General features: G+C 64.2%; 15 protein-coding genes and 2 tRNA genes. 9 read left to right on the plus strand and 8 right to left on the minus strand.

Going from position 1 to position 15,480, the window contains the following annotated elements; genetic code table 11:
* Positions 1–4: 4 nt before the first annotated feature.
* Positions 5–235 carry a hypothetical protein gene (locus PCE31106_RS13560; protein ID WP_150563602.1) on the minus strand — a complete coding sequence of 77 codons (231 nt, stop codon included), beginning with the start codon at positions 233–235 and terminating at the stop codon, positions 5–7.
* 55 nt (positions 236–290) lie between these two features.
* Positions 291–545 (minus strand): hypothetical protein, encoded by a 255-nt coding sequence (locus tag PCE31106_RS13565; protein WP_150563603.1) that lies wholly within the window; start codon positions 543–545, stop codon positions 291–293.
* Between the two features lie 114 nt (positions 546–659).
* On the opposite strand from PCE31106_RS13565, the gene PCE31106_RS13570 reads away from it, so the two are divergent.
* Both PCE31106_RS13570 and xth read left to right on the plus strand, forming a co-directional pair.
* Positions 660–1,397: a riboflavin synthase subunit alpha gene (locus PCE31106_RS13570; RefSeq protein WP_150563604.1), complete on the plus strand. Its 738-nt coding sequence runs from the start codon at positions 660–662 to the stop codon at positions 1,395–1,397.
* Positions 1,398–1,425: 28 nt separating this feature from the next.
* Positions 1,426–2,205, plus strand: coding sequence for an exodeoxyribonuclease III (xth, locus tag PCE31106_RS13575; protein ID WP_017233523.1), 780 nt, complete (start codon positions 1,426–1,428; stop codon positions 2,203–2,205).
* Positions 2,206–2,310: 105 nt separating this feature from the next.
* Here the strand turns inward: xth and PCE31106_RS13580 are convergent, their stop codons facing one another.
* The 6 genes from PCE31106_RS13580 to glnA form a co-directional block, all read right to left on the minus strand.
* Positions 2,311–3,294, minus strand: a complete 984-nt coding sequence (locus PCE31106_RS13580) for a flagellar brake protein (protein ID WP_150563605.1) — start codon at positions 3,292–3,294, stop codon at positions 2,311–2,313.
* Positions 3,295–3,569: 275 nt separating this feature from the next.
* Positions 3,570–6,419 (minus strand): pentapeptide repeat-containing protein, encoded by a 2,850-nt coding sequence (locus PCE31106_RS13585; RefSeq protein ID WP_150563606.1) that lies wholly within the window; start codon positions 6,417–6,419, stop codon positions 3,570–3,572.
* 125 nt (positions 6,420–6,544) lie between these two features.
* Positions 6,545–7,426: a dTDP-4-dehydrorhamnose reductase gene (rfbD, locus tag PCE31106_RS13590; RefSeq protein ID WP_017233520.1), complete on the minus strand. Its 882-nt coding sequence runs from the start codon at positions 7,424–7,426 to the stop codon at positions 6,545–6,547.
* 55 nt (positions 7,427–7,481) lie between these two features.
* Positions 7,482–9,068: a nitrogen regulation protein NR(I) gene (gene ntrC / locus PCE31106_RS13595; protein WP_150563607.1), complete on the minus strand. Its 1,587-nt coding sequence runs from the start codon at positions 9,066–9,068 to the stop codon at positions 7,482–7,484.
* A gap of 62 nt (positions 9,069–9,130) precedes the next feature.
* A complete protein-coding gene (gene glnL / locus PCE31106_RS13600; protein WP_150563616.1) occupies positions 9,131–10,261 on the minus strand; it encodes a nitrogen regulation protein NR(II) in 1,131 nt (376 codons plus the stop codon).
* A gap of 241 nt (positions 10,262–10,502) precedes the next feature.
* Positions 10,503–11,918 (minus strand): type I glutamate--ammonia ligase, encoded by a 1,416-nt coding sequence (gene glnA, locus PCE31106_RS13605; RefSeq protein ID WP_017233517.1) that lies wholly within the window; start codon positions 11,916–11,918, stop codon positions 10,503–10,505.
* 463 nt (positions 11,919–12,381) lie between these two features.
* On the opposite strand from glnA, the gene PCE31106_RS13610 reads away from it, so the two are divergent.
* From PCE31106_RS13610 to PCE31106_RS13640, 7 genes are all read left to right on the plus strand, one after another.
* A complete protein-coding gene (locus PCE31106_RS13610) occupies positions 12,382–12,849 on the plus strand; it encodes a rhodanese-like domain-containing protein (RefSeq protein WP_150563608.1) in 468 nt (155 codons plus the stop codon).
* A gap of 107 nt (positions 12,850–12,956) precedes the next feature.
* Positions 12,957–13,574, plus strand: coding sequence for a LysE family translocator (locus tag PCE31106_RS13615; RefSeq protein WP_017233514.1), 618 nt, complete (start codon positions 12,957–12,959; stop codon positions 13,572–13,574).
* A 250-nt stretch (positions 13,575–13,824) separates the two neighbouring features.
* The gene (locus PCE31106_RS13620) at positions 13,825–14,157 is read left to right on the plus strand and encodes a DUF4148 domain-containing protein (RefSeq protein WP_017233513.1); all 333 of its coding nucleotides are present in this window, start codon (positions 13,825–13,827) and stop codon (positions 14,155–14,157) included.
* A gap of 434 nt (positions 14,158–14,591) precedes the next feature.
* The gene (locus PCE31106_RS13625) at positions 14,592–14,831 is read left to right on the plus strand and encodes a hypothetical protein (protein ID WP_010804600.1); all 240 of its coding nucleotides are present in this window, start codon (positions 14,592–14,594) and stop codon (positions 14,829–14,831) included.
* Positions 14,832–15,014: 183 nt separating this feature from the next.
* Positions 15,015–15,200, plus strand: coding sequence for a hypothetical protein (locus PCE31106_RS13630; RefSeq protein WP_017233511.1), 186 nt, complete (start codon positions 15,015–15,017; stop codon positions 15,198–15,200).
* 71 nt (positions 15,201–15,271) lie between these two features.
* Positions 15,272–15,347: transfer RNA gene (locus tag PCE31106_RS13635), tRNA-Lys, on the plus strand.
* A 57-nt stretch (positions 15,348–15,404) separates the two neighbouring features.
* Positions 15,405–15,480 (plus strand) — tRNA-Lys (locus PCE31106_RS13640).

Raw genomic sequence — 15,480 nt, forward strand, 5'->3', positions numbered from 1 at the left:
GCGCTCAGGCCTTGTCGGCGCCCTGCTTTGTCGCGTCGTTGCCGGTCGTGCCGGCAGCGTCGACGGCCGTCGCGTCTTCCGAAGCGGTGCCGAGCAACGCGCCCAGCAGCTTGCTGCCGGCGGCATTGCGCTTGTTTTGCGCGCCGACCTGTTTGCCGCCTTGCGGGCCGCGACGCACGCCGGCGTCGATCTTCAAGCCCTTGCGCTTCTGAATTTCAAATTTCGTCTGTGTCATGATGCTGTCCGTGGTGGGCTTGCCCCTCAGGCAGGCCGTGTGAAATTCTGGGGGTTCAGAGATCGATGCCGAGGCTGCCGTCTTCGGCCAACGTCTTCGCCAGCGCGTGAGCGGCTTCGAGCGCGTCGTTCGCCCAGCGATAGGCCTCAGGCGTGGTGTGGGTCAGCGGCGGGTCCAGCGTTTCGATGACGTCGTCCACGTCGCGCCAGCCGGTGAAATGCACCACGCCGTGGTATTGCCCGTCCGGCGCGGGCGACGTCTCCGCCCAATAGTAAAAGTCCTCCGCCAGCAGGCAACCTTCGAAACTCATGTCGATCCCGTGAAAAGGCGGCATCGTAGCACGTCGCACGGCGTGCGGCATACCGGCGCTAGGCAGTAGAATACTGCGGCACGGCACCCCACGACTCTAGTTACCGACATCACGATGTTTACCGGAATTGTTCAAGGCACGGCCACGCTCTCGTCCATCGACGATCGCGACGGCATGCGCACCCTCGAGCTCGCGTTCCCCGAAGGCTTCTGCGAAGACCTGACGCTCGGGGCCAGCGTCTCGGTCGACGGCGTTTGCCTGACGGTCACGCAATTGCTCTCGCCCACCAGCGCGTCGTTCGACGTGATTCTGCAGAGCCTGAACGTCACGACGCTCGGCGGCTTCGGCGCGGGCGCACAGGTCAACGTCGAACGCGCCGCCAAGGACGGCGCCGAAATCGGTGGCCATCCGCTCTCGGGCCATATCGACTTCTCGACCGACATCCTCAGCGTGCGCGCATCGGACACCAACCGCGTGCTGCGCATCGCGATTCCCGAAGCGTTCCGCAAGTATGTCTTCGCGAAGGGATATATCGCGATCAACGGCGCGAGCCTGACGGTCTCGGAGGTCAATCGGCAGGAAGGCTGGTTCGAAGTGTGGCTGATTCCCGAGACGCGCCGCATGACGACGTTCGAAGACAAGCTCGCCGGCACACGCGTCAACATCGAGATCGAGCGGAGCACGCAGGTGGTGGTCGACACGGTGCGCGAAGCCGTGCAGGAGAGTCTCGGCCGTCTGCAACCGGTGCTGGAGGCGCTGCTCAAGGAAAAGGGCCTCTCGCTCGACGATTTCGTGTCGGTGCCGCAGTTGCCCGCCGGCAATGCCAGCGACAAACCGGCTCCCAAAGACTGAGCCTGCCGAACATCACTGAAGGACATTCATGCAACTCGCCACCTGGAACGTCAATTCGCTCAAGGTTCGTCTCGGTCATGTGCAGGACTGGCTGCGCAGCAACCCGGTCGACGTTCTGTGTCTTCAGGAACTGAAGCTGACCGATGAGAACTTCCCGATTACCGAGATCGCCGCGCTCGGTTACACATCGCACTTCACCGGCCAGAAGACGTATAACGGCGTCGCAATGCTCGTCAACCACGCGAAAGTGGGAGAGGCGACCGATCTGGTCAAGAACCTGCCGAATTTTGCCGACGAGCAGCAGCGTCTGATTACCGCAACGATCGGCGGCGTACGCGTGGTCTGCGGTTACTTCCCGAATGGACAAGCCGTCGATTCGGACAAGTTCGTCTACAAGCTGAACTGGCTCGACGCACTCACGCACTGGCTCTCCGACGAATTGGAGCGTCATCCGCGACTCGCACTGCTCGGTGACTACAACATCGCCCCCGAAGACCGCGACGTACACGATCCCGCGAAATGGGAAGGTCAGAATCTGGTGTCGCCGCAGGAGCGCCAGGCGTTCGCACGTCTGCAAGGACTCGGGCTGCGCGATACGTTCCGCATGTTCGATCAGCCAGAGAAGACGTTCAGTTGGTGGGACTATCGCATGGGCGCGTTCCGACGCAACGCGGGGCTACGCATCGACCACATTCTCGTCTCATCCGCATTGGCCGAGCGCTGCACCGGATGTGAGATCGATCGCGTACCCCGAACGTGGGAACAGCCGTCGGATCACACACCTGTCATTGCCACCTTCAAGGACTGACGCGCGTCCCGACACGTCCTGGGCACTGCGCTCCGCGCGCTACGCGCACGACATGCGAACGGCACCCGATTCAGGTGCCGTTTTTTCCATCGAAGGCTTTTCGGTTCATTGGCCGCTGCGCGGATCCGTCAGGCGCGACTCATAGACAAAACAGCGAATCGCCGCCTTGTTTCGCGTGTCCATCTGCGTGAACTCCAAACCATAGGCCCACGTCCCATCAACCCGCGGACCTTCCACGCTGCGAACCGCTGCCATACCGAGAATCGCCACCACATCGGCACCGATCGGCACACGGAACTGCAACGCGACGAGATGACAGCCTTCCGGCAGCGGCGCCTTCACTACGATTCCCGCGCCATCCGCGCTGATATCGCGCACGAGTACGAGCCACTCAGGTGTGTCCTGCGGGTCGGCAAGCATGCGGGTGAACGAGACACGCGACGTCTCGTCCAGTGGCGACAGACGCGCCACCAGCCGCGTATCGACGCGAGGTGTACGGCGCACGGGCGTCTCGCGCACCTGCGAAGGACGCGAAAGCACCACATAGTCAAACGGCCCCTGATGCACGCTGTGTACATCGCAATTGAATTCGTACAGGTTGTCGCCCGGGAATGTCCATAGCGCAAGCCGGTCACCCGCCGTCACCGGTCGACGCGTGTCGCCCGAAGCGGGCGGCGTGATGATCAGCATACCGTTGGGCGCACGACCGATCAGGCGAGCGCGTACGCGCGGGCGCTCGGCGTCCGGAGAGACACGCACCTGTATCCACGCGCCGACCGGCAACGGCACCGGCAACCCCTGCAGGTACACGGCCGACGCACCCGTCCCCAGCGGCGATACGGAATTTGCGGCCTCCGCGCGCCCCGCCGCCTCGCCCGTTGTCGCTCCCTCGGGAAGCGGCCGGTGCGGCGCGAACGTGGTGAATAGCCAGTCGAGATCGGCCTCGGACGGCAAACGCTCGCCAGCCGCCAGCAGCGGTGTGCCATCGGCGTCGAACAATGGCCAGGAGAGCGGAACGTGGGCGTCAAGCTCGCGACGATTCACAGCCACGAACCCCGGATAGCCTGACGCGATACCAGTCGAGTCCATGATGCCTGGGAGAGTATGAAACCCTTGATTGCCTGAGAACAGGGCGTTGACCTTCCCGTATCCCAGCGCACGGGGCCGCCGCTTGGGCAGTCCCGCTTCGCAATGGCATCCGCAGCCAACACCCAACAAAAGTCGCCAACGGCCGGCGCATGACGCGTCCGGCCGTCCGAAAAGCGTCACCGCGAAGGGCGACGCTTGGCGTGCAAACACGTTTTACCACGAAAGACGACATGCCCTGACGGTGAAACATCGGGCAAAAACCGGCTCATTCCTGATTAATCCCCTTCGATTCCGACGGGCGCACCGACATTGCCCTCCCCCGAAAGCATCCACCGACGAATCGCCGCCGCCGGGAGCGGTAGACGGATCGCCCAGAACCAAGGCAGCGTTTGACGGCACGCCTGCGCCAGCCCCGGCAGCTGTGCGATCTCCGGGCATGTCAGCCAGTCGGCCAGCCGCTCTGCCAGTCGTTCCACCGAACTCGTTTCGCCGGCCAGACATTCGCGCAGCGCCAGCGCTTGCGGCAAGTTACGCGACGCGACGTCTCCTCGCAGGGTTTCGTTAAGCGCCGCGAGCGCGTAATCGCGATAGGCCCTCATCTCATCCGCCGGCACCCCCTCACTTGACGGCGCCACCGAGGCGCCTTTCGCGATCGACCACGGCCGGCGCCATTCCGGTTGGGTCGCCAGCCAACCCAGTCCGGCCACGACAGACACCCATCGAACGTGCCGCGCCATGACGACGCTCAACGGCGGCTCGCCAGCGGGCATGACGACGGGAATCTCGCGAAAAACATCGTCGATATCGGCATGTCCTGCCCGCCGCAACCGCACATGATTCGATGAGCGCGACGAACTGACCACGGCGTCGAGTCGGTCGGACGTACGCAATGGCGTCGGCACGGCCGGCCTTGTCGCCGTGCTGACGGCCGAGTGCCACGGATCCCACGCCCCGTGACATGCCGCATCGGCGCGGCTCGCTCCGCCCGTGCCCAACCAACGCCCGACGAGCCGGACGAAGGGCTCGAGCGGATGCTCCACTGGCCAAAGCCCGGCAAGAAAGCCGAACTCCCTGAGCAGCCCCTGAAGTTGCGCCATGCTGCCCGGGACAAAATCGTCGGGCGACGCCGCATCGCGCACGACAACCCGCGTACCGAGCCATCGCCAGCCCGGCAGCGTCTCAAAAGCGAGGGACACGTCGCCATCCGTCGCCGGAAGACCCGCCCTCACCTCCAGCACACTCGCCAGAAGGTCCCTGGGCAGACGCGCGGCAACCCCGCCGTTTGCCCCGATCAGCACGACGTAAGCGGCATCAAATGCGTCGACCCCATCGGCTGAAAGCGCCACATGCACCTGCGGCGGCAACGCGTCGAACCACGCGGATCGCAGCGCCTGCGCGCGGGCATCGCCAACCCCATCCACGCTGCCCCCGGCCCAGTAAAGGGTTTGGCACATCGCCCCGGCGAGCGGCCATACGGCCTGCGGCGATGCCGTGCCACAGTGCCGGTGCAACGCGATCATGAGCGACGCGGTGCCCCATTGCGCTCGCGCGCGTGACCAGCGCGTGTCTGTCAGATCGTGAAGGGTCCGCTCAAGCCATTGCGCACGCACTTCGGCAAAGCCCTCATGCTCCCCAATGCCGCCCGCCTCAATGCGCGACACGAGCAAACGGCCGAGCCAGTCGCTGCGCTGCACCGACTCGGGCAGGCGCTCGAGCCGCGGGGCCATCTCGCGCCCCTTGTCCATGAGGCCCGGCGGGCGCGCAAGTGCGACCAGCAGTTGCATGAAAACGCTTGCGCGCGCCGCGGGCTGATCGAGCGGGAACGTCATCAACGATTGCACGACACCTTCGAGTTCGGACGGCGTCAGGCGACGCAGCCACGCGGCGTCCAGACGAACCCGGGCGCCCTGCCACTGCGTGCCGGCCAGATGGCAGCCGGCCCCGATGCGCACGCCCTTCAGGCTTGCGCCGCAGAACCGGGCATGGCCCAAATCGCAGGCCTCGAACGACGCACCATTGAGCTTTGCCCCGCGCGCGTCCCACCCAAGGAGTTCGCATTGGCGGAATTCGGCGCTCCGCAGATCGGCGCCGATGGCTTGCCCGTTGCGCATGGCCACCGACGTCCATTGCGAGCGTTTGGCCTTGGCGCCAATCCATTTCGCGCCATGTGCGGTGCCCCCGGTAAAGCACGCGTGCTGCAGTTTGGCCCGATGGAACGAGGCGCCGTTCAGACGCCCCTGCGCAAAGTGCAACCCCTGGCACCGCGCTTCGCTCAGGTCGCTGCCGCACATCACCGTGTGCCGAAGGTCGGCGCAACGAAGATCGGCCGCCACGAACCGCGCGCCGCTCACATCCGCCGCATGAAAACAGGCACCGCGCAAATCGGCCCCGTCGAAGTCGGCATTGACCTGGTTCGAATACGCAAACCCCGCGTTCGCCAACGATGCCCCGGTCCACCATGTCCCACTGAACTGTCCGCCGCCAAACTGAGCGCCCGGCGCGATCACGCCGCGCAAGTCGCCGTTCGGCATCGACAGATCAGGCAGCACGGCATTGCGCAGATTCGACAGCGTTAGCGCGACATTCAGTACGGCAACCGGCCATTCATGCATGGGCAAACGCGCGCAGGCCTGCACATCGGAAGTCGCGTCATCGGTCGACGACAGCCAGTGCCATCGGGGGACGACCGCGGTCTGGCCATCGGGCGCCGCGCACCACTTCACCAGATCGCGCGCCACCGCGCCGACCCGCGCGCCGTCAAGCAGATGCGAGAAGCGGGTGCGCCATGCCTGCCGCAGCGCACTCTTGTCGAATAGCAAGTCGGCGCTCTCGGCGGACGACACGCCAAGCGGGGTCGTATCGCTCGCGAATCGAACCGCGGCATCGGCGCTCCCTGCGCTCCCGTCGAGCCTGTGCGCCAGCCAGGCCACTTGCAGTGAAATCACGCGACGCTCGTCCGCGTTCGCGCGCAGCACCGCGTGGCGCAGCCCGTCGGGCGGCGGCGCACTGCGTGCCGCCAGTTCGGACGACGTCAATGCGCGGTCGCTTGCAATACCGCCCTCGATCGGGCGGGCAGCGACGGATGTTTGGGCCCCACCCGATATCCCGCTCTGAACCGGCATCATGCGTCACTCCTTGGCGCGCGCTCATGGGCGCGCGCAAAAAGCCACCATGTTGCCGAAGGAATGCGGCCCTGCGCGCCGGGGAATTTCCGATTTGGTGCTCGAGCCCGTCAGGCGGGACGGTCGTGTCAGCCCAGGCAGAGCGCCAGCGCGGCCCGCCAGTCGGGCGCGCGAACGCCGAAAGTCCGTGCGAGCTTGTCGTTGTCGAGGACCGAATACGCCGGGCGCTTGGCCGGCAATGGATAGGCAGAAGTCGGAATCGCCACAACGTTCGGACGCTTCTGCGCTGCGCTCAGGTCGAGAATCGCTTCGGTGAACCCGTGCCAGGTCGTCTGCCCGGCGGCCGTCAGGTGGTACAAACCGCCATGTTCGCGCCAGAAGTCGGCGTCACCCCCGTTCCGTCCGAACCCCTGCACCAACACCTGCGACGTCAGTTCGGCGATCGTGCGGCACCACGTCGGCGCCCCGTGCTGGTCGGCCACGATCCGCAATTCGTCGCGCTCGCGGGCAAGTCGTTGAACAGTGAGCAGGAAGTTCGCGCCGCGCGCTCCATACACCCAGCTCGTGCGCAGCACCAAATGATTCGCGCCGCTCGCCGCGATGGCCGCTTCGCCTGCCAGCTTGGTGCGGCCGTACGCGTTCTGTGGGTTCGTGGGTTCGTCCTCGCGATAGGGCGTGGACGACGTACCGTCGAAGACGTAGTCAGTGGAAAAGTGAACGACGAGTGCGCCGGTGCGCTTGGCCGCTTCGGCCATGATGCCGGGCACGACCGCGTTCACCTGATACGCGGCGGCCTCGTCCGTCTCGGCACGATCGACCGCCGTGTAGGCCGCCGGATTGACGATCAGATCCGGTGAGAAGTCGCGCAGGGTACGCACCACGCTGTCGGTGTCGAGCAGGTCCATCTCGTCGCGCCCGGGAGCGTGAACGTCGCCCAAACCCTGCAGGCTGCGCGCCAGCTCCCAGCCCACCTGCCCGGTGGCACCCGTCAACAGGATGCGTCTTGCCATGGTAATGCTCCCTTGTGGCCGAATCGTCAAACCTGGGAGCCTACCGTGATTGGCGTCAGGTTTCCAGCCCGAGTTCCTGAATCTTGCGCGTGATGGTGTTCCGGCCGATGCCAAGGCGGCTTGCCGCCTCGACCTTGCGTCCGCGCGTGAAGTCGAGCGCCTCGTTGATCAACGCCGTCTCGAACCGGCGCGTCAATTGATCCATCACGTCGGGCGACGCAGAACGAAGCAGGCGCGCCACTTCGCGGCGCAAGAGCGGCTCCCAGCTGTCCGCACCGGTGCCGTCTCCCGTCGCGCCGACATTGCCCGCGAGCGCAGCGGCACCGCTAGCCCCCGCGATCCCGCCGACAGCCGACAGCCCCGCGTCTACGCCGCCATAACCCGCGATCGCCGGCACCGGGGCGGTGGTCCCCGTTGCCGCCTGGGGCGTCGCGGCGGGGTAGGCAGGCAAGCTAGCCGACGCCCCCACCCCGGTCCCTGGCGCCGCTGCCAGCGTCTGGAACTCCGGCGGCAGATCCTTGATCTCCACCGTCTGCGCCGGGGCCATGACCGTCAGCCAGTTGCTCAGGTTTTCCAGTTGACGCACGTTGCCCGGAAACGGGAAGCGCGTCAGATGCGCCAGCGCGGCCTCGCTGATGCGTTTCGTCTCGACGCCCAGATCGCGCGCACTCTTCTGCAGGAAGTGACGCACCAGCAGCGGGATATCCTCATTGCGCTCGCGCAGTGACGGCAAACGCAAGCGAATCACATTCAGTCGGTGATACAGATCTTCGCGAAACAGACCCTGCCGCACACGATCTTCCAGATTCTGGTGCGTGGCCGCGATCACGCGGACATTCGCCTTGATCGGACTATGGCCGCCGACGCGGTAGTAATTACCGTCCGACAGCACGCGCAGCAAACGCGTTTGCAGATCGAGTGGCATGTCGCCGATTTCGTCGAGGAACAGCGTGCCGCTCTCGGCCTGCTCGAAGCGCCCACGCCGCGTGGCCTGCGCACCGGTGAACGCCCCGCGCTCATGGCCAAACAGTTCGGATTCCAGCAGATCCTTCGGAATTGCCGCCGTGTTGAGCGCGATGAATGGCCCGCCGGCGCGCGGCGAGTGGCGGTGCAGTGCCCGCGCGACCAGTTCCTTGCCGGAGCCCGATTCGCCGGTGATAAGCACCGTGGCGCTCGAATGCGAGAGACGACCGATCGCTCGGAACACGTCTTGCATGGCGCTCGCCTGCCCGAGAATTTCCGGCTCTTCGGTGATGCGTTCGTCGTCCGTCGCCTCGCGCAGGCTTTCCTCGACCGCGCGCAGAATCAGCTCGACCGCGCGATCGACGTCGAACGGCTTGGCGAGATATTCGAACGCACCGCCCTGAAAGGCCGCGACGGCGCTATCCAGATCCGAGAACGCCGTCATGATGATGACCGGCAGTCCGGGATGTCGTTGTTTGACCGTCTGCAGCAGTTCGAGCCCGGAGCCGCCCGCCATGCGGATGTCCGAGACCAGCACCTGCGGCGAGTCGTGTTCGAGTGCCGCGCTGGCTTCGCGCGGACCGGTAAAGCTGCGCACCGGCAGATTGGCTCGCGAGAGCGCCTTTTCGAGCACCCATCGAATCGATTGGTCGTCGTCTACTATCCAGATCGGCTTCATTGTTCACCGTTTAACGTCTATGCCCGGCCGCAGGTGCTACGGCCGACGGCGTGAGGGCCGCTTCAGCCCAGGGGCAGCAGGATTCGGAAATCCGTCCGTCCGGGCCGGCTTTCGCATTCGATCAAACCCTCGTGGCGCTGCACGAACGACTGCGCCAGTGTGAGTCCCAGACCGCTCCCCCCTTCGCGCCCGGAGACGAGCGGATAGAAAATGCGGTCACGAATGTCGGCGGGAATGCCTGGCCCGTTGTCGATCACATGCAATTCCAATGCCAGCTTGTGCAAACGTTTGGCAATCGTGATCTTTCGCGCCACTCGCGTGCGCAGGACGATGCGCGCATCGCCGCGTGCAATCTGCCCGCGCAGCGCTTCGGCACCATTGCGCACGATGTTGAGCAGGGCTTGAATGAGTTGTTCCTTGTCGCCACGAAAGTCGGGCAGGCTCACATCGTAGTCGCGCTCGATCGACAGCCCCTGCGGAAACTCGGCGAGCACCACCGACCGCACGCGCTCGCACACTTCGTGGATGTTGACGTCGGTGGCAATGAACGGATGACGGTGCGGCTCGAGCAGGCGGTCGACCAGCGTCTGAAGTCTGTCGGACTCCTTGATGATGACCTGTGTGTACTCGCGCAGCTCACGCTGATCCAGCTCGAATTCCAGCAACTGCGCCGCGCCGCGAATCCCGCCCAGCGGGTTCTTGATTTCGTGCGCCAGGTTGCGGATAAGCTGTTTGTTCATCAGCGCCTGATCGATGATGCGCTCTTCACGCTCGTTCTTGATCTTCTGTTCGTTCTCGATCAGCTCGACGATCACGAAATCGGGGGCGGCCTCAGGGGCGGCAACAATCGCATGCGTGTGCAGAGGCTCCTGCGCGGTGCGCTCGAGCACCAAATCGAGGCGCGTCGTCTGAAAGCGGTTGGCGATGAGATCGGCCATCGTCGACGCGAGCACCTCGCCGTTCGTGAAGACGTCGTTCCACGTCATTTGCGACAGCGAACGGCGCGAAAGCGCGAGCAGCGCCTCGGCGGCCGGGTTGGCAAACACGACACGCAGTGATTGCTTCTCAAGCACCAGCAAGACGGTCGGCAACGCTTCGAGACCGGGCAACACGCCCGTCGACGCGAGCCTGGCTTCCCACGGATCGACGCCCGGCGGCAACGCAGTCGTATGGCCGGCGGCGTCGGGGATCATCTCGGCGGCATGGGGATCTTCCGCGGCAGCGGCGTGCTCGGCGCGCTTCGTCTGCCCTTTTCCACCGGCACGGACACTGTTCATTAAGGATCGAGGCGAGAGGTTCATGGCTGGCTACGTGGCGAATGCGCGCTGCGGATAAAAAAGGGGGACGGCCGCGGCCATCCCCCTTGCCTGTCGAGCATGACGGTCGGCCGCTGGCGTTCCGTCATGCCGGCGCATTCCCTGCGCAGCGATTCAATTACAGCGAGTAGTACAGTTCGAACTCGAGCGGGTGCGTGGTCATGGCGATACGACGCGCTTCGTCCGTCTTCAACGCGATGTACGAATCGAGCATGCCGTCCGTGAACACGCCACCACGGGTCAGGAACTCGCGGTCTTCGTTCAGGTATTCCAGCGCCTGTTCGAGGCTCGAGCACACGGTCGGGATCTTTGCGTCTTCTTCCGGCGGCAGGTCGTACAGGTTCTTGTCGGCAGCTTCGCCCGGGTGGATCTTGTTCTGCACGCCATCCAGACCAGCCATCAGCATGGCCGAGAAGGCCAGGTACGGGTTGGCCATCGGATCCGGGAAGCGCGCTTCGATGCGGCGACCCTTCGGGTTGGCAACGTACGGAATGCGGATCGAGGCCGAACGGTTACGGGCCGAGTAGGCCAGCTTCACCGGTGCTTCGAAGTGCGGCACCAGACGCTTGTACGAGTTGGTCGACGGGTTCGTGATCGCGTTCAGGGCACGTGCGTGCTTGATAATGCCGCCGATGTAATACAGCGCGAACTCCGACAGACCACCGTAGCCGTTACCGGCGAACAGGTTCTGACCATCCTTCCAGACCGACTGGTGGATGTGCATGCCCGAGCCGTTGTCGCCCACGATCGGCTTCGGCATGAACGTTGCCGTCTTGCCGTAGCTGTGTGCCACGTTGTGCACCACGTACTTCAGAATCTGCGTCCAGTCGGCGCGCTCGACCAGCGTCGAGAACTTCGTGCCGATTTCGTTCTGGCCCTGACCCGCCACTTCGTGGTGGTGCACTTCGACCGGCACGCCCAGTTGCTCGAGCAACAGGCACATTTCCGAGCGCATGTCCTGGAACGAATCGACCGGTGCGACCGGGAAGTAACCGCCCTTCACGCCCGGACGGTGGCCGGTGTTGCCGCCTTCGAAGTCCTTCGCCGACGACCACGGAGCTTCTTCCGAATTCACGCGGACGAACGAGCCGGACATGTCCGTGCTCCACTGCACCGAGTCGAAAATGAAGAATTCCGGCTCCGGACCGAAGAAGGCGGTGTCGCCCAGGCCCGTGCTCTTCAGGTAGGCTTCAGCGCGCTTGGCGATGGAACGCGGATCGCGGTCGTAGCCCTTGCCATCGGCCGGCTCGATCACATCGCAGGTCAGCACCAGCGTGTTTTCTTCGTAGAACGGGTCGATGTAGGCAGTGTTCGCGTCCGGCACGAGCAGCATGTCCGAGGCTTCGATGCCCTTCCAGCCAGCAATCGACGAACCGTCGAAAGCGTGGCCGCTCTCGAACTTGTCAGCGTCGAAGTGCGACACCGGCACCGAGACGTGTTGTTCCTTGCCGCGCGTATCGGTAAAGCGGAAGTCGACGAACTTGACGTCTTCTTCCTTAACCAGATTCATTACATCTGCCACAGATTTGCTCATGCTATCTCCCGAAAGATTCAATCTGGCGCTGCTGGCGCTTATCGCCCGCGTCGCCGTACCGTCTTAACGAACTCCGTGTTCGGATTCGCCAGTGATAAGCAGGAAGCGTGCCAACAATCCATCACCCTGCCCTCCCTGACCCTCGCCCTCTGATTTCTAAGCGAATATTCTATTCTGGTGCGTCCAGCCTGGAATCCCCGCTCACGGGCCATAATTCCCCGATTCGGTGCAACGCGCGCCGAAACATCACCGTATTGGTGCATTTTGTGATTATGCACCTTTTATGTGCTAGCCGCCGATCGGCGCGAACCGAAATTGTGCGTCGCCCTGCACCGCCATCACGCGCGGCCAAACACTGGCTGCGCGCCGGCCAATCCCGACGCCACGCAACACGTAAAGCGCCTCGCGCACGAAGGGCACGCTAGAATAAAGCACAATCATCGTTCAACGAGATCGCAGCCCCATGACAAGCGCCAAAGCCATTCTCGAGCAAGCCTCCCAACGCCGCGCGAGCGCTCAGCTCGCCTACGCAGGCGCCGTGACGCCGGACGAAGCCCTGGCACTGCTTGGCGCCGATGCCAACGTTCGCCTGATCGACGTGCGCACGCGCGCCGAACTCGACTGGGTCGGCCGCCCGCAGGTACCCGATGGTCAATACGCCAACGTCGAATGGGTTCGATACCCAGGAGGCGTGCCCAACGAACACTTCCTCGAGCAACTCGCTTCCCAGACGCCGGACAAGACCACGCCGCTGTTGTTCCTGTGTCGCAGCGCCGCTCGCTCGAAGGCCGCGGCCAAGGTCGCCTATGAAGCCGGTTACACGCAGTCGTTCGACATTCTCGAAGGCTTCGAGGGCGACAAGGACAAGGCCGGCCATCGAAAGACGGTGAGCGGCTGGTGCTTTCGTGGACTGCCTTGGCTCGGCGCCTGAGTGGGCATTTCTGTGTGCAAATGAGCGCACAGGAGCCCCCGTCGAGGCGCGCGCGTCGGCACGTTTCCAGACAACGCTGAACGTCTCAATCGCGAGGAAGCACTGAGATGGAGTGGACCCCTTTACTTACGTTCGCCCTCGCCCTGTTCGTCGGCGCCGGCACGCCCGGGCCGGGCATCGCGGCCATTGTGGCGCGCGTGCTCGGACGCGGTACGCAGGGCGCCATCGCGTTCACAACAGGCGTGGCGATCGGCGATGTCGTGTGGCTGACGCTTGCCGTGCTGGGCGTCGCCGCACTGGCCCATACCTTCGCGGGCGTGTTTCTCGCGATCAAATACGCCGGCGCCGCCTACTTGCTCTACCTGGCCTGGAAGATGTGGCACGCACCGGTCACCGCGCCCGCGGAACCGATGGCCGCCGCGCCGCGCGAGCAATCGTGGCGTCTGTTTCTCGGAGGACTGTCGGTCACGATGGGCAACCCGAAGGTCGTCGTGTTCTACTTCGCCCTGCTGCCCAATCTGCTCGATCTGCAACGGGTGACAGCGCTCGGCTACCTCGAAATCGTGGGCGTTACGCTGAGCGTTCTCGCGCTCGTGTTCGGCAGCTACATCGCGCTCGCTGCCCGCGCGCGCCGACTGCTCAGTTCGGCGCGCGCCGTGCGACGTCTGAATCGCGCGACCGGCACGGTGATGGCGGGCGCCGCCGTCGTCATCGCGACGCGCTGAACGCAACACCCGCAGCCATCGCCGCTACGTCGTGATCGCCACCTGCGGGTGGCGTTTTTTTTGGGCGCACGTCGCGCATTGTTGCGATTCCCGGAAGTATTTATTCCCTCAATTGCCATTTTTCCGTGATAGCCAGACGCCTAGACTGTCTTCAACGGTCGCACACAACGCATACCGAAGCCTACGAAAGCGAACGCCGGTACCGATGCATTGCGCGCCCCCGCAACTGAGAAAGACAGGAGTCAACGTCATGAATCGCAAGCACATCGCCTCAGCCCTGATGTCGGTCTTGATGGTCACCGCCGCCGGAGCCGCCTTCGCACAGGCGGGTCGGAGCAGCGATGCCTATCCCGAGGGTTCACAATTCGCGTGGGTGTCGCAAACCTCGCAGGTCTCGCGCGAGCAGGTTCGCCAGGAACTGGTCGATGCCCGCGCGCAGGGCCTGATTCCGCAGAACGATTACGAGTATCCCGTGCTCGCCACGATGCAGCCCAATCAAGCGCCGGGCAAGACGCGCGCCCAGGTGTATGACGATCTCGTGCGCGCACGCCAGAACGGCGAAATGAAGTACTCGAATCCGTAAGCCTTGAGCCGTCGCTGAGCATCGCGGCACGCCGCAGCGCTCAATCGACAGCGGCGGTCGCCGCTCTCGGCCCCCTCCGAGCCGCGCCGCACGCGCCGTCCCTCGTCGTGTTGCCGTACCCCGGCAGCATGACGTGACGCACACAGGCAGGACGGCATCGCCAGCCTGTGTTGCGTCACCTCGTATTGTCCCGCCGACAGGCACGCGCCTGAGCCTGACCGGGCAACCGGCACGCCCGCTCGTCCAGAACACTTCCCCTCTGGTTGGGCGGGCACCGACGGTTTCCCCACGGGCGCCTCTCCTGTCGCCATGCGCTCCCGCGAGCGCATGGGACCTTCGCCCGCGCCCAGCCCAAGGCGCGGGCTTTTTTCTTGAGTCGCGCAAGCTGCGTGCTACCATGCAGCCGTTTCAATTTGCATAGACAGGATCATCCGGTGAGTCAGATCGAATTCGATATCGAGTGGACCGAACGCGCAGCGAAGAAGGCCGAAAAACTCGTCCCCAAGGGCACCCCTCTCGCGCTGCCGCCGATCGAATGCATGCCGGCCGAAGGCGACGTGCTGTTCCTCGGCCAAGGCGACAAGAAGCAACCGTTTATCGTGGTGGAGCGTCAGTACCACCACGAGGGCGAAGACGCATGGACGATCGTGCTGATTCTCGATCTGCCCGAATAACGTTGAGGATCGTTTGCGGCGCCTGGATCGCGTGAATCGAACGTTTCGGACAGATCGCAACGCAACAACGCGCGGCGCGGCCACTGGGGAAATCCCGGTTGCCGCGCCGCTTTGCTTGGACGGGGCCGTTTTCTATACTTGAAACATGATTTGACTCGCGCAAAAGCGGCAGGGAGACCGGCGATGATCGTGCCCCACCTTTCCAACGCTGAACTCATGAGCATGTTTGCGATCGCCGCATTCGGCGCGATCGCTGTCGGCGCCATGCCCTGCAAAGGCGCCGTTCGAATGTGCTGGCGCTCGCTACTCGTTGTCGTCGGCGCGGTGCTTGCCGTGCTGGCGTTCGAGCTGGTACCCCTCCTGACGTAAGTCGTTTTTGCGGATTTTCACCATTAAGGGTTGACCCCTTACGGAAGAGCCGATATTATCTCGGTCTCGTTGGGGCGTTAGCTCAGTTGGTAGAGCAGCGGACTCTTAATCCGTAGGTCGAGTGTTCGAGTCACTCACGCCCCACCAAACGAATTCTGAAAAAGGCTGCTACGCCGTGCAGCCTTTTTTATTCCCGGTAGCATCGGGGCGTTAGCTCAGTTGGTAGAGCAGCGGACTCTTAATCCGTAGGTCGAGTGTTCGAGTCACTCACGCCCCACCA

This window comes from Pandoraea cepalis (genome assembly GCF_902459665.1).
GTDB classification, from domain to species: domain Bacteria; phylum Pseudomonadota; class Gammaproteobacteria; order Burkholderiales; family Burkholderiaceae; genus Pandoraea; species Pandoraea cepalis.

What these genes read in the sequence shown, in the direction of transcription:
- glnA (WP_017233517.1), bottom strand. Translation starts at nt 11,918, where the DNA reads ATGAGCAAATCTGTGGCAGATGTAATGAATCTGGTTAAGGAAGAAGAC.
- PCE31106_RS13610 (WP_150563608.1), top strand. Translation starts at nt 12,382, where the DNA reads ATGACAAGCGCCAAAGCCATTCTCGAGCAAGCCTCCCAACGCCGCGCG.
- PCE31106_RS13580 (WP_150563605.1), bottom strand. Translation starts at nt 3,294, where the DNA reads ATGGACTCGACTGGTATCGCGTCAGGCTATCCGGGGTTCGTGGCTGTG.
- glnL (WP_150563616.1), bottom strand. Translation starts at nt 10,261, where the DNA reads ATGATCCCCGACGCCGCCGGCCATACGACTGCGTTGCCGCCGGGCGTC.
- xth (WP_017233523.1), top strand. Translation starts at nt 1,426, where the DNA reads ATGCAACTCGCCACCTGGAACGTCAATTCGCTCAAGGTTCGTCTCGGT.
- PCE31106_RS13585 (WP_150563606.1), bottom strand. Translation starts at nt 6,419, where the DNA reads ATGATGCCGGTTCAGAGCGGGATATCGGGTGGGGCCCAAACATCCGTC.
- ntrC (WP_150563607.1), bottom strand. Translation starts at nt 9,068, where the DNA reads ATGAAGCCGATCTGGATAGTAGACGACGACCAATCGATTCGATGGGTG.
- rfbD (WP_017233520.1), bottom strand. Translation starts at nt 7,426, where the DNA reads ATGGCAAGACGCATCCTGTTGACGGGTGCCACCGGGCAGGTGGGCTGG.
- PCE31106_RS13615 (WP_017233514.1), top strand. Translation starts at nt 12,957, where the DNA reads ATGGAGTGGACCCCTTTACTTACGTTCGCCCTCGCCCTGTTCGTCGGC.
- PCE31106_RS13560 (WP_150563602.1), bottom strand. Translation starts at nt 235, where the DNA reads ATGACACAGACGAAATTTGAAATTCAGAAGCGCAAGGGCTTGAAGATC.
- PCE31106_RS13630 (WP_017233511.1), top strand. Translation starts at nt 15,015, where the DNA reads ATGATCGTGCCCCACCTTTCCAACGCTGAACTCATGAGCATGTTTGCG.
- PCE31106_RS13565 (WP_150563603.1), bottom strand. Translation starts at nt 545, where the DNA reads ATGAGTTTCGAAGGTTGCCTGCTGGCGGAGGACTTTTACTATTGGGCG.
- PCE31106_RS13570 (WP_150563604.1), top strand. Translation starts at nt 660, where the DNA reads ATGTTTACCGGAATTGTTCAAGGCACGGCCACGCTCTCGTCCATCGAC.
- PCE31106_RS13620 (WP_017233513.1), top strand. Translation starts at nt 13,825, where the DNA reads ATGAATCGCAAGCACATCGCCTCAGCCCTGATGTCGGTCTTGATGGTC.